Here is a 12742-nt window from a genome sequence, read left to right as displayed (position 1 = left end):
ACTGATGCACGTAACAGTAGGTGAATTAATTGGTAATTTTATTTTAATCGCTGGCTCTTTTATCCTTTTGCTAGTCTTGATTAAAAAATTTGCATGGTCTAATATTACAGGCATTTTCGAAGAAAGAGCTGAAAAAATTGCTTCAGATATTGATAGAGCTGAAGAAGCACGTCAAAAAGCGGAAGTATTGGCTCAAAAACGCGAAGATGAATTGGCTGGTAGCCGTAAAGAAGCTAAGACAATCATTGAGAATGCGAAAGAAACAGCTGAGAAAAGTAAGGCTAGTATTTTAGCAGATGCTAAACTAGAAGCAGGACGCTTAAAAGAAAAAGCAAACCAAGAAATTGCTCAAAACAAAGCTGAAGCTTTACAAAGCGTTAAGGGTGAGGTAGCAGATTTGACAATCAGCTTGGCTGGTAAAATCATCTCACAAAACCTTGATGGTCATGCCCATAAAGCACTCATTGATCAGTATATCGATCAGCTAGGAGAAGCTTAATGGACAAGAAAATAGTAAAGGTAATTGAAAAATACAGCATGCCTTTTGTCCAATTGGTACTTGAAAAAGGAGAAGAAGACCGTATTTTTTCAGACTTGACTCAAATCAAGCAAGTTGCTGAAGAAACAGGTTTACCTTCTTTTTTAAAAAAAGTGGCCGTAGACGAGTCTGATAAAGAAAAAACAATTGCGTTCTTCCAAGACTCTGTGTCACCTTTATTGCAAAACTTGATCCAGGTTCTTATCTACAATCACAGAGCAAATCTTTTTTATGATGTGCTTGTAGATTGTTTGAACCGACTTGAAAAAGAAACAAATCGATTTGAAGTGACGATTACTTCTGCTCATCCTCTAACTGATGAACAGAAGAGTCGCTTGCTCCCTTTGATTGAGAAAAAAATGTCTCTGAAAGTGCGGAGTGTAAAAGAACAAATCGATGAAAGTCTCATTGGTGGTTTTGTCATTTTTGCCAATCACAAGACAATTGATGTGAGTATTAAACAACAACTTAAAGTTGTTAAAGAAAATTTGAAATAGAAAGTGGTGTTCTTTTGGCAATTAACGCACAAGAAATCAGCGCTTTAATTAAGCAACAAATTGAAAATTTCAAACCCAATTTTGATGTGACTGAAACAGGTGTTGTAACCTATATCGGGGACGGTATCGCGCGTGCTCACGGCCTTGAAAATGCCATGAGTGGAGAGTTGTTGATTTTTGAAAACGGCTCTTATGGTATGGCTCAAAACTTGGAGTCAACAGATGTCGGTATTATCATCCTTGGTGACTTTACAGATATCCGTGAAGGCGATACAATCCGCCGTACAGGTAAAATCATGGAAGTCCCAGTAGGTGAAAGTTTGATTGGTCGTGTTGTGGACCCACTTGGTCGTCCAGTTGACGGTCTTGGAGAAATCCACACAGATAAAACTCGTCCAGTTGAAGCGCCCGCTCCTGGTGTTATGCAACGTAAGTCTGTCTCAGAACCATTGCAAACTGGTTTGAAAGCTATTGACGCCCTTGTACCGATTGGTCGTGGTCAACGTGAGTTGATTATCGGTGACCGTCAGACAGGGAAAACAACTATTGCGATTGATACAATCTTGAACCAAAAAGGTCAAGATATGATCTGTATCTATGTCGCGATTGGACAAAAAGAATCAACAGTTCGTACGCAAGTAGAAACACTTCGTCAGTACGGTGCCTTGGACTACACAATCGTTGTGACTGCCTCTGCTTCACAACCATCTCCATTGCTTTTCCTAGCTCCTTATGCTGGGGTTGCCATGGCGGAAGAATTTATGTACCAAGGTAAGCATGTTTTGATCGTTTATGATGATTTATCAAAACAAGCGGTAGCTTATCGTGAATTGTCTCTCTTGCTTCGTCGTCCTCCAGGTCGTGAAGCCTTCCCAGGGGATGTTTTCTACCTTCACAGCCGTTTGCTTGAGCGCTCAGCTAAAGTTTCTGATGAACTTGGTGGTGGATCAATTACAGCCCTACCATTTATCGAGACACAAGCAGGAGATATCTCTGCCTATATCGCAACCAACGTGATTTCTATCACTGATGGACAAATCTTCCTTGGTGATGGTCTCTTCAATGCGGGTATTCGTCCAGCCATCGATGCGGGTTCATCTGTATCACGTGTAGGTGGTTCTGCGCAAATCAAAGCTATGAAGAAGGTTGCTGGTACACTTCGTATCGACCTTGCTTCATACCGTGAGTTGGAAGCCTTCACTAAGTTTGGTTCTGACTTGGATGCAGCAACACAGGCTAAGTTGAACCGTGGACGTCGTACAGTTGAAGTCTTGAAACAACCTGTTCACAAACCATTGCCTGTTGAGAAACAAGTAACCATTCTTTATGCTTTGACACATGGTTTCTTGGATACTGTTCCAGTAGATGATATTGTTCGTTTTGAGGAAGAGTTCCATGCCTTCTTTGATGCTCAACATCCAGAGATTTTGGAAACCATTCGTGATACAAAAGACTTGCCAGAAGAAGCAGTCTTGGATGCTGCGATTACAGAGTTTCTCAATCAAACCAGCTTCCAATAAGAATAGAGGTGTCAGATGGCAGTATCTCTAAATGATATTAAAACAAAAATCGCCTCAACAAAAAATACGAGTCAAATCACTAATGCCATGCAAATGGTATCGGCTGCTAAGCTAGGTCGCTCTGAAGAAGCTGCTCGTAACTTCCAAGTTTACGCTCAGAAGGTTCGCAAGCTCTTGACGGATATTCTTCATGGTAATGGAGCTGGTGGTTCAACCAATCCCATGTTGATTAGCCGTCCAGTTAAGAAGACAGGCTATATCGTCATTACTTCAGACCGCGGTTTGGTGGGAGGTTATAATTCCTCTATTCTGAAAGCCGTTATGGAGTTGAAGGAAGAATACCATCCAGACGGTACAGGTTTTGAAATGATCTGTATTGGTGGGATGGGAGCTGACTTCTTTAAGGCTCGTGGTATTCAACCCCTTTATGAACTACGTGGCTTGGCGGATCAGCCTAGCTTTGATGAAGTTCGAAAGATTATTTCAAAAACTGTTGAAATGTATCAAAATGAACTTTTTGATGAGCTCTATGTCTGCTACAACCACCATGTTAACACGCTAACTAGTCAAATGCGTGTGGAACAAATGCTTCCGATTGTTGACTTGGATCCCAATGAAGCGGATGAAGAGTACAGCTTGACTTTTGAATTGGAGACCAGCCGAGAAGAAATTTTGGAGCAGTTGTTGCCTCAGTTTGCAGAAAGTATGATTTACGGGGCTATTATCGATGCCAAGACAGCTGAAAATGCTGCTGGTATGACAGCCATGCAAACAGCGACTGATAATGCTAAGAAAGTCATCAATGATTTGACAATTCAGTATAACCGTGCCAGACAGGCGGCGATTACACAAGAAATTACAGAAATCGTGGCAGGAGCTAGTGCCTTAGAATAGGCTCTGGTCCAGCTCGTATGAAAATGAACTTATACTCAATGAAAATCAAAGAGCAAAGTAGGAAGCTAGCCGCAGGCTGTACTTGAGTACGGTAAGGCGACGCTGACGTGGTTTGAATTTGATTTTCGAAGAGTATTAGGACCTAGTTGAGCTAGGAACCGACAGTATCTTATATAGAATAGGAGAAGGAGATGAGTTCAGGTAAAATTGCTCAGGTTATCGGTCCTGTTGTAGACGTCTTGTTTGCAGCAGGGGAAAAACTTCCTGAGATTAACAATGCACTTGTCGTCTACAAAAATGACGAAAGAAAAACAAAAATCGTCCTTGAAGTAGCCTTGGAGTTGGGAGATGGTATGGTCCGTACTATCGCCATGGAATCAACAGATGGGTTGACTCGTGGAATGGAAGTATTGGACACAGGTCGTCCAATCTCTGTACCAGTAGGTAAAGAAACTTTGGGACGTGTCTTCAACGTTTTGGGAGATACCATTGACTTGGAAGCTCCTTTTACAGAAGACGCAGAGCGTCAGCCAATTCATAAAAAAGCTCCAACTTTTGATGAGTTGTCTACCTCTTCTGAAATCCTTGAAACAGGGATTAAGGTTATCGACCTTCTTGCCCCTTACCTTAAAGGTGGTAAAGTTGGACTTTTCGGTGGTGCCGGAGTTGGTAAAACTGTCTTGATCCAAGAATTGATTCACAACATTGCCCAAGAACACGGTGGTATTTCAGTATTTACTGGTGTTGGGGAACGTACTCGTGAGGGGAACGACCTTTACTGGGAAATGAAAGAATCAGGCGTTATCGAGAAAACAGCTATGGTATTTGGTCAGATGAATGAGCCACCAGGAGCACGTATGCGTGTTGCCCTTACTGGTTTGACAATCGCTGAATACTTCCGTGATGTGGAAGGCCAAGACGTGCTTCTCTTTATCGATAATATCTTCCGTTTCACTCAGGCCGGTTCAGAAGTATCTGCCCTTTTGGGTCGTATGCCATCAGCCGTTGGTTACCAACCAACACTTGCTACGGAAATGGGTCAATTGCAAGAGCGTATCACATCAACTAAGAAGGGTTCTGTAACCTCTATCCAGGCTATCTATGTGCCAGCGGATGACTATACTGACCCAGCGCCAGCAACAGCCTTCGCTCACTTAGACTCAACAACTAACTTGGAACGTAAGTTGGTACAATTGGGTATTTACCCAGCCGTTGACCCACTTGCTTCAAGCTCACGTGCCTTGGCACCTGAAATCGTTGGAGAAGAGCACTATGCAGTTGCTGCTGAAGTAAAACGTGTCCTTCAGCGTTATCATGAGTTGCAAGATATCATTGCTATCCTTGGTATGGATGAGCTTTCTGATGAAGAAAAGACCTTGGTTGCACGTGCCCGTCGTATCCAGTTCTTCTTGTCACAAAACTTCAACGTTGCGGAACAATTTACTGGTCAGCCAGGTTCTTATGTTCCAGTTGCTGAAACTGTACGTGGCTTTAAGGAAATCCTTGATGGTAAACATGACCAGTTACCAGAAGATGCCTTCCGTGGTGTAGGTTCTATCGAAGATGTGATTGCAAAAGCTGAAAAAATGGGATTTTAAGAGGTGATCTATGGCTCAGTTAACTGTCCAGATCGTGACACCAGATGGTCTCGTCTATGATCACCATGCCAGCTATGTATCAGTTCGAACTCTGGATGGTGAGATGGGGATCTTGCCACGACATGAAAATATGATTGCGGTTTTAGCAGTTGATGAAGTAAAGGTAAAACGTATTGATGATGAAGATCACGTGAACTGGATTGCAGTAAACGGAGGCGTTATTGAAATTGCCAATGATATCATTACAATCGTTGCGGATTCTGCAGAACGTGCTCGTGATATCGATGTTAGCCGTGCAGAACGTGCCAAGATTCGAGCAGAGCGTGAAATCGAAGAAGCCCACGAAAAACACTTGATTGATCAAGAACGTCGTGCTAAGATTGCTTTGCAACGTGCTATTAATCGTATCAATGTCGGAAAAAGACTATAAGAAAAAATGAACTTGAGTTACCAAGTTCATTTTTTATGTTTTCTTAAGGTGCAAAACTGATGCAGACTGCTTCTGGTACATGGAAGTCGTTAGAAAGTTCTGCTAGACGACCAGTTTCAGGATTACGTTTAAAGACGGTTGCATTGTCAGAGTCTTGATGGACAGCAATGACAAATTCTTGGTTTGGTGTCAAATCAAAATCACGTGGAGTCTGACCATGAGTAGGAACGATTTCTAACAATTCTAGACTACCGTCCGCAAGGATTGTATATACTGCGATAGAATCATGGCCACGGTTAGAAGCATAGAGGTATTTACCGTCTTTAGAGAGACGAATAGCAGCAGTACCATTAAAACCTTCGTAACCTTCTGGTAGAGTTGAAATGACCTGCATGCGTTCAAATTCGCCAACACCATCGTAGATTAAAACTTCGATAGTACTATTGAGTTCACAAATCAGATAAGCGATTTTATAGTGGTTATGGAAAATGATATGGCGTGAACCTGCTCCTGGCTGGCTGTGATAGGTATAGAGCTTAGATAATTTCCCTTCTTGATCAAGGTCATAAGTGATGACTTGGTCAGTACCCAAATCACAGGTCACTAGATAGTTGTCAGGTGTTAAATCTGTATAGTGAACATGGGGGGAAGCTTGATTTTCGTGTGGACCTTGGCCACTATGTTGATCCACATCACTAAGTATAAGACGACCATCTTCCTGACGTTTATAAACAAGAACCTGCCCTTTGTGGTAGTTAGCTGCGTAAACCAAATCACGCTTTTCATCAACAGAAACATAACAGTGAGGGGCTCCCTCTTCCACGACATGATTTAATAAAGTCCCGTCAGTTTGATAGGCTGCAATCCCCCCCTTATCGTCTTGGCTACCAACAGTGTATAAATGTTGGTGCTGGTCAAAGGCAAGGTAGGTCGGACTAGGCTCAGCTGCAAAAAGTTCTAAATTAGCAAGCTGACCAGTTTCTGTATCAAAGTCTGCCTTGTAAATCCCTTGGGAAGTACGACGTGTATAAGTTCCAAAATAAACAGTTTCTTTCATAACTTTACCTCTATATAAAGATAAGACTATTATATCACAAAAATTGTAGTTGGAGGAACTCTCTAACACATAGATAAGTATAATAAAATATTGAATTTAGCTTGATTTCCTTTTAAAAAGTGCTATAATAAATCTATCAAATTATCAAAGGAGTTTGACTATGAAAAAACGAGTTTTTTTAGCGGCTGGAATTGCCGTTTTGTCTACTGCCGTTCTAGCAGCGTGTTCATCTGGTAATGGGAATAAGGAAGCAACTAAACCAGTTACTTATGCCTATGTATTTTCATCAGATCCCGCGACTCTGGATTATACCGTTTCTTCGACTAAGGGTACAAAACAGATTACTGGTAATGTCATTGATGGACTACTGGAAAATGATCAATATGGGAATCTAGTACCATCAGTTGCAGAAGATTGGACTGTTTCCAAAGATGGTTTGACCTATACCTACAAAATTCGTCAAGGTATCAAGTGGTATACCAATGAAGGTGAAGAATATGGAGAAGTTAAGGCTCAAGACTTTGTGACTGGTCTAAAACACGCAGCAGATAAGAAATCACAGGCACTTTATCTTGTACAGGATTCTATTAAAGGATTAGATGATTATGTAAATGGGAAAACAACGGATTTTTCTACTGTTGGTGTAAAAGCAACGGATGATTATACTGTAGTCTATACTTTAAATCATCCAGAATCTTTCTGGAATTCGAAGACAACAATGGGAGTTCTTGCTCCTATTAGCGAAGACTTTTTAGCTTCTAAAGGAGATGACTTTGGTAAGGCGACTGATGTAACAAGCATTCTTTACAATGGGGCTTATCTTCTAAAAGGTCTTACATCTAAGTCTTCTATTGAAATGACTAAAAACCAAAATTATTGGGATAAACAAAATGTCTTTATTGATGATATTAAATTGTCTTACTTTGATGGTCAGGATGCAGACTCTCTTGGACGTGGTTTTGATGAAGGTCATTATCCAGCAGCACCTCTCTTTAAAAACTCTGCTAACTATGAACGCTTAAAAGAAAAATACAAAGATAACATTATCTATAGTCAACAATTAGGAACTACTTTCTATATTTCGACAAATATTGACCGTGTTGCCTACAATCACACTGCTAAAACAAGTGATGCAGAAAAAACATCTACTAAGAAGGCCTTGCTGAACAAAGATTTCCGTCAAGCATTGGCTTTTGCTGCAGATCGTAAAGCAGCTCTCTCTCAAGTATTTGGGGACGAAGTAGCACCGCGTAAATTACGTACAAGTTTCACCCCTCCAACATTTGTACAAGTAGGAGAACAGTCATTTGGGCAAGTAGCTAAAGCAGAATTGGATAAGTTAGATGGTGTATGGAAAGATGTCAATCTTGATGATGCCCAGGATTCACTTCATAATGTAGATAAGGCTAAAGCTAAATTTGAAGCTGCTAAGAAAACTCTTCAATCTGATGGAGTACAGTTCCCTATTCATTTAGATATTCCAGTATCTTCTACTCGTCCAGAGTTTGTGCGTCAAGCTCAATCTTATAAACAATCCGTTGAAGAAACTCTTGGAGCAGATAATGTTGTAGTTGATATTCAACAAGTTTCTGATGATGAATTGGGAAGTATGACAATTCTAGCTACTTCTAATACTAATACTGACTGGGATATTAATGCAAATAGTGGATGGGGACCTGATTACGCAGATCCATCAACTTACCTGGATATATTCGATCCAACATCAGGACCAAATCTTCTTGGTTCCTTAGGTGTAGCACCAGGTACAGACAACTCAGCAATTAAAGCGGTTGGTTTAGATAAGTTTAAAGAGTTAATTACGGATGCTAGTGGTGAGAAAACAAATCTTGAAAAACGATATGCTAAATATGCAAAAGCTCAAGCTTGGTTAACAGACAGTGCCTTGGTTATTCCTGTACACTCAGATGGTGCCCAAATGCTAGTAACGAAGAAAGTTCTAGGTACTGGTGCCGGTGGCTGGGTAGGTGATAAGACTAGTGAACATAGCTATAAATATCTTAAACTCCAAGATAAGATTGTCACTACAAAAGAAATGGATGAGTTCCGCAAGAAATTTGCTGATGAAAAAGCCAAATCAAACGCAGATTATCAGAAGAACTTAGACCGTCATATTCAAGACTAATCAAATCTCCTCTTTTGAGGGGATTTTTTAGGCTCTTTGTCAACTGTAGTGGGTTGAAGAAAAGCTAAGCTCGAGAAAGGACAAATTTCGTCCTTTCTTTTTTGATATTCAGAGCGATAAAAATCCGTTTTTTGAAGTTTTCAAAGTTCCGAAAACCAAAGGCATTGCGTTTGATAAGTTTGATGAGATTATTGGTTGCTTCTAATTTGGCATTAGAATAGGGTAACTGAAGGGCATTGACGATTTTCTCTTTGTCCTTTAGAAAGGTTTTAAAGACAGTCTTAAAAAGAGGATGAACTTTCTTTAGATTTTCCTCAATGAGTCCGAAAAATTTCTCCGGTTCCTTATTCTGAAAGTGAAAAAGCAAGAGTTGATAGAGATGATAGTGGTGTTTCAAGTCTTCTGAATAGCTCAAAAGCTTGTCAATAATCTCTTTATTGGTTAAGTGCATGCGAAAAGTAGGGCGATAAAATCGCTTATCACTCAGTTTACGGCTATCCTGTTGAATGAGTTTCCAGTAGCGCTTGATAGCCTTATATTCATGAGATTTTCGCTCAAATTGCTTCATGATTTGGACACGAACACGACTCATAGCACGGCTAAGATGTTGTACAATGTGGAAGCGATCTAGAACGATTTTGGCATACGGAAAAAGATGTTTAGCCAAGTCATAGTAAGGACTAAACATATCCATAGTAATGATTTTCACCTGACAACGAACAGAGCGATTGTAGCGCAGAAAATGATTTCTTATGATAGTTTGTGTTCTACCCTCAAGAACAGTGATAATATTGAGCTTATCAAAATCTTGAGCAATGAAACTCATCTTTCCCTTAGTGAAGGCATATTCGTCCCAGGACATAATCTCAGGGAGGTAAGAAAAATCAGACTTAAAACAGAAGTCATTGAGCTTGCGAATAACAGTTGAAGTTGAAATAGACAGCTGACGGGCAATATCGGTCATAGAAGTCTTCTCAATTAGCTTCTGGGCAATCTTTTGGTTGATGATACGAGGGATTTGGTGATTCTTCTTGACGAGAGAAGTCTCAGCTACCATCATTTTCGAGCAATGATAGCACTTGAATCGACGTTTTCTAAGGAGAATTCTAGTAGGCATACCAGTCGTTTCAAGGTAAGGAACCTTAGACGGTTTTTGGAAGTCATATTTCTTCATTTGACTTCCACACTCAGGACAAGATGGAGCGTCGTAGTCCAGTTTAGCGATGATTTCCTTGTGGGTATTCCTATTAATGACATCCATAATTTGGATATTTGGGTCTTTAATGTCTAGTAATTTTGTGATAAAATGTAATTGTTCCATAGGATTCTTTCTAATGATGGTTTGGTTGCTTTTCATTATAGATCTTATGGGACTTTTTTTCTACAACAAAATAGGCTCCATAATATCCATAGGGGATTTACCCACTACAAATATTATAGAGCCATTTTTTATGTCGCTGTCTCTATGTAAGCACTTTAAAAAAGAGTTATTTTGATTCAAAAATGGTATAATGAGAGAACGACAGAAAGGAATTATATATGGAACAAAAAGAGAAACATTTTAGCCTATCTTGGTTTTTCAAGTGGTTTTTGGATAACAAGGCCATTACGGTATTTTTGGTCACCTTATTATTGGGACTCAATCTTTTTATTTTAAGCAAGATTAGTTTTTTATTTTCACCTGTTTTAGACTTTTTGGCAGTTGTGATGTTACCAGTCATTCTGTCTGGCCTGCTATATTATTTGTTAAATCCTATTGTTGATTGGATGGAAAAACACAAAGTCAATCGCGTCATAGCTATTAGTATTGTCTTTGTCATCATCGCCCTCTTTATAATTTGGGGCTTGGCAGTAGCTATTCCAAATCTACAACGTCAGGTTTTAACTTTTGCAAGAAATGTACCAGTCTACCTTGAAGATGCAGATCGAGTTATTGACGATTTGGTCACCAAGCGTTTGCCAGATGATTTCAGACCTCAATTAGAGCAAGTTTTGACCAATTTTTCTAGCCAGGCTACAGTTTGGGCAAGTAAGGTTTCTTCTCAGGCAGTCAACTGGGTGAGTGCCTTTATTAGCGGGACTTCTCAAGTGATTGTTGCCTTGATTATCGTTCCTTTCATGCTCTTTTATCTCTTGCGTGATGGGAAAGGCTTGCGTAACTATTTGACCCAATTCATGCCGACGAAATTGAAAGAACCTGTTGGACAAGTTTTATCAGATGTGAATCAACAGTTGTCCAACTATGTTCGAGGGCAAGTAACAGTGGCTATTATTGTAGCAGTAATGTTTATCATCTTCTTTAAGATTATAGATCTACGCTATGCGGTTACGCTGGGGGTTACTGCTGGTATTCTAAATCTGGTTCCTTATCTTGGTAGCTTTTTAGCCATGCTTCCTGCTCTAGTATTGGGCTTGATTGCAGGGCCAGTTATGCTTTTAAAAGTGGTGATTGTCTTTATCGTAGAACAAACAATCGAAGGTCGTTTTGTCTCTCCATTGATTTTGGGAAGTCAATTAAACATTCATCCCATTAATGTTCTCTTTGTCTTGTTAACTTCAGGATCTATGTTTGGTATTTGGGGAGTCTTGCTCGGTATTCCGGTTTATGCCTCTGCAAAGGTTGTCATTTCGGCGATTTTTGAATGGTATAAGGTAGTCAGTGGTCTATATGAACTAGAGGGAGAGGAAGTCAAGAGTGAACAATAGTCAACAGATGTTACATGCTTTGGAGGAGCAAGATTTAACTAAGGCTGAGCATTATTTCGCTAAAGCTTTAGAAAATGATCCAAGTGACCTTCTGTATGAGTTAGCTACTTATCTTGAAGGAATTGGTTTCTATCCTCAGGCCAAGGAAATTTACCTGAAAATCGTAGAGGAATTTCCAGAGGTTAATCTTAATCTAGCAGCTATTGCTAGTGAGGATGGTCAAATCGAAGAAGCCTTTGCTTATCTAGAGGAAATACAAGCTGACAGTGACTGGTATGTCTCGTCTTTGGCTCTTAAAGCAGACCTCTACCAGCTGGAAGGTTTGACAGATGTGGCGCGTGAGAAATTGTTAGAAGCATTGACTTATTCAGAGGATCCTCTCTTGATATTGGGATTAGCAGAGTTGGATAGTGAGTTGGAAAATTACCAAGAAGCTATTCGAGGCTATGCCCAGTTAGATAATCGTACTATTTATGAGCAAACAGGCATTTCTACCTATCAACGAATTGGCTTTGCCTATGCCCAGTTGGGGAAATTTGAAACGGCCACAGAGTTTTTAGAAAAAGCCCTGGAGTTAGAATATGATGACCTAACAGCTTTTGAGTTAGCCAGTCTTTACTTTGATCAAGAAGAATACCAAAAAGCTGTCCTCTACTTTAAGCAGCTCGATACTATCTCACCTGATTTTGAGGGATATGAGTATGGGTATAGTCAGGCCTTACATAAGGAACATCAAGTTCAAGAAGCCCTGCGTATCGCTAAGCAAGGTCTAGAGAAAAATCCCTTTGAAACTCGTCTCTTACTGGCTGCTTCACAATTTTCTTATGAATTGCATGATGCTAGTGGTGCAGAAAATTACCTCCTTACTGCAAAAGAAGACGCTGAGGATACGGAAGAAATCTTACTCCGTTTAGCTACTATTTATCTAGAACAGGAACGTTATGAGGATATTCTAGACTTACAAAGTGATGAGCCAGAAAACCTATTGACCAAGTGGATGATTGCCCGTTCCTATCAAGAGATGGACTATTTGGATACTGCCTACGAGCATTACAAAGAGTTGGCAGGAGATTTGAAGGATAATCCAGAGTTTCTGGAACACTATATCTATCTCTTGCGTGAATTGGGATACTTTGAGGAAGCAAAAGTCAATGCTCAATCTTACTTAAAACTGGTTCCAGATGATGTTCAAATGCAAGAATTGATTGAGAGATTATAACACTAAGTCTGGGAGAAAACTCAATTTCAATAGAAAATCAAGTAAATTTTCCTACAATAAAACGCATAATATCAAGTTTTTTTTGAACACCTGATACTATGCGTTTTTGTGATCGCAAAGACTTTTTATCCAGTCTCATC

General features: G+C 40.0%; 11 protein-coding genes. 9 read left to right on the top strand and 2 right to left on the bottom strand.

Features of this window, described 5'->3' with window-relative positions; all coding sequences use genetic code 11:
- Window positions 1-4: 4 nt before the first annotated feature.
- From AXK38_06405 to AXK38_06380, 6 genes are all read left to right on the top strand, one after another.
- Window positions 5-499: an ATP synthase F0F1 subunit B gene (locus AXK38_06405; GenBank protein ID AMH88894.1), complete on the top strand. Its 495-nt coding sequence runs from the start codon at window positions 5-7 to the stop codon at window positions 497-499.
- Window positions 499-1035, top strand: coding sequence for an ATP synthase F0F1 subunit delta (locus tag AXK38_06400; protein AMH88893.1), 537 nt, complete (start codon window positions 499-501; stop codon window positions 1033-1035). The genes AXK38_06405 and AXK38_06400 overlap by 1 nt, the downstream gene beginning before the upstream one ends.
- Before the next feature lie 14 nt (window positions 1036-1049).
- Window positions 1050-2555, top strand: a complete 1506-nt coding sequence (locus tag AXK38_06395; protein AMH88892.1) for an ATP synthase subunit alpha — start codon at window positions 1050-1052, stop codon at window positions 2553-2555.
- Between the two features lie 15 nt (window positions 2556-2570).
- On the top strand, window positions 2571-3449 hold the full coding sequence (locus tag AXK38_06390; protein AMH88891.1) for a F0F1 ATP synthase subunit gamma: 879 nt from the start codon (window positions 2571-2573) through the stop codon (window positions 3447-3449).
- Window positions 3450-3640: 191 nt separating this feature from the next.
- The gene (locus AXK38_06385) at window positions 3641-5047 is read left to right on the top strand and encodes an ATP synthase subunit beta (protein ID AMH88890.1); all 1407 of its coding nucleotides are present in this window, start codon (window positions 3641-3643) and stop codon (window positions 5045-5047) included.
- Between the two features lie 10 nt (window positions 5048-5057).
- Window positions 5058-5477, top strand: a complete 420-nt coding sequence (locus AXK38_06380) for an ATP synthase F0F1 subunit epsilon (protein ID AMH88889.1) — start codon at window positions 5058-5060, stop codon at window positions 5475-5477.
- 43 nt (window positions 5478-5520) lie between these two features.
- Here AXK38_06380 and AXK38_06375 read toward each other — a convergent pair whose 3' ends face one another.
- Entirely contained in the window at window positions 5521-6534 is a 1014-nt protein-coding gene (locus AXK38_06375) for a 6-phosphogluconolactonase (protein AMH88888.1), read from the bottom strand.
- Between the two features lie 160 nt (window positions 6535-6694).
- Between AXK38_06375 and AXK38_06370 the strand changes: the two genes are divergently transcribed.
- Window positions 6695-8677 carry a peptide ABC transporter ATP-binding protein gene (locus tag AXK38_06370; protein ID AMH88887.1) on the top strand — a complete coding sequence of 661 codons (1983 nt, stop codon included), beginning with the start codon at window positions 6695-6697 and terminating at the stop codon, window positions 8675-8677.
- 64 nt (window positions 8678-8741) lie between these two features.
- Here the strand turns inward: AXK38_06370 and AXK38_06365 are convergent, their stop codons facing one another.
- Window positions 8742-9998 carry a transposase gene (locus AXK38_06365; protein AMH89650.1) on the bottom strand — a complete coding sequence of 419 codons (1257 nt, stop codon included), beginning with the start codon at window positions 9996-9998 and terminating at the stop codon, window positions 8742-8744.
- Between the two features lie 218 nt (window positions 9999-10216).
- On the opposite strand from AXK38_06365, the gene AXK38_06360 reads away from it, so the two are divergent.
- Together AXK38_06360 and AXK38_06355 are read left to right on the top strand one after the other, a co-directional pair.
- Window positions 10217-11383, top strand: coding sequence for a hypothetical protein (locus AXK38_06360; protein ID AMH88886.1), 1167 nt, complete (start codon window positions 10217-10219; stop codon window positions 11381-11383).
- A complete protein-coding gene (locus tag AXK38_06355; GenBank protein ID AMH88885.1) occupies window positions 11373-12602 on the top strand; it encodes a hypothetical protein in 1230 nt (409 codons plus the stop codon). Before AXK38_06360 ends, AXK38_06355 begins: the two co-directional genes overlap by 11 nt.
- Window positions 12603-12742: the final 140 nt, after the last annotated feature.

Source organism: Streptococcus mitis, assembly GCA_001560895.1.
GTDB lineage: Bacteria > Bacillota > Bacilli > Lactobacillales > Streptococcaceae > Streptococcus > Streptococcus mitis_Q.
The sequence above is the reverse complement of the archived record's forward strand: the minus strand, read 5'-3'. Positions and strand labels throughout refer to the sequence as shown.

Coding starts and splice junctions, on each gene's coding strand:
- AXK38_06380 (AMH88889.1), top strand. CDS start 5,058: ATGGCTCAGTTAACTGTCCAGATCGTGACACCAGATGGTCTCGTCTAT.
- AXK38_06365 (AMH89650.1), bottom strand. CDS start 9,998: ATGGAACAATTACATTTTATCACAAAATTACTAGACATTAAAGACCCA.
- AXK38_06360 (AMH88886.1), top strand. CDS start 10,217: ATGGAACAAAAAGAGAAACATTTTAGCCTATCTTGGTTTTTCAAGTGG.
- AXK38_06390 (AMH88891.1), top strand. CDS start 2,571: ATGGCAGTATCTCTAAATGATATTAAAACAAAAATCGCCTCAACAAAA.
- AXK38_06405 (AMH88894.1), top strand. CDS start 5: ATGCACGTAACAGTAGGTGAATTAATTGGTAATTTTATTTTAATCGCT.
- AXK38_06370 (AMH88887.1), top strand. CDS start 6,695: ATGAAAAAACGAGTTTTTTTAGCGGCTGGAATTGCCGTTTTGTCTACT.
- AXK38_06400 (AMH88893.1), top strand. CDS start 499: ATGGACAAGAAAATAGTAAAGGTAATTGAAAAATACAGCATGCCTTTT.
- AXK38_06375 (AMH88888.1), bottom strand. CDS start 6,534: ATGAAAGAAACTGTTTATTTTGGAACTTATACACGTCGTACTTCCCAA.
- AXK38_06385 (AMH88890.1), top strand. CDS start 3,641: ATGAGTTCAGGTAAAATTGCTCAGGTTATCGGTCCTGTTGTAGACGTC.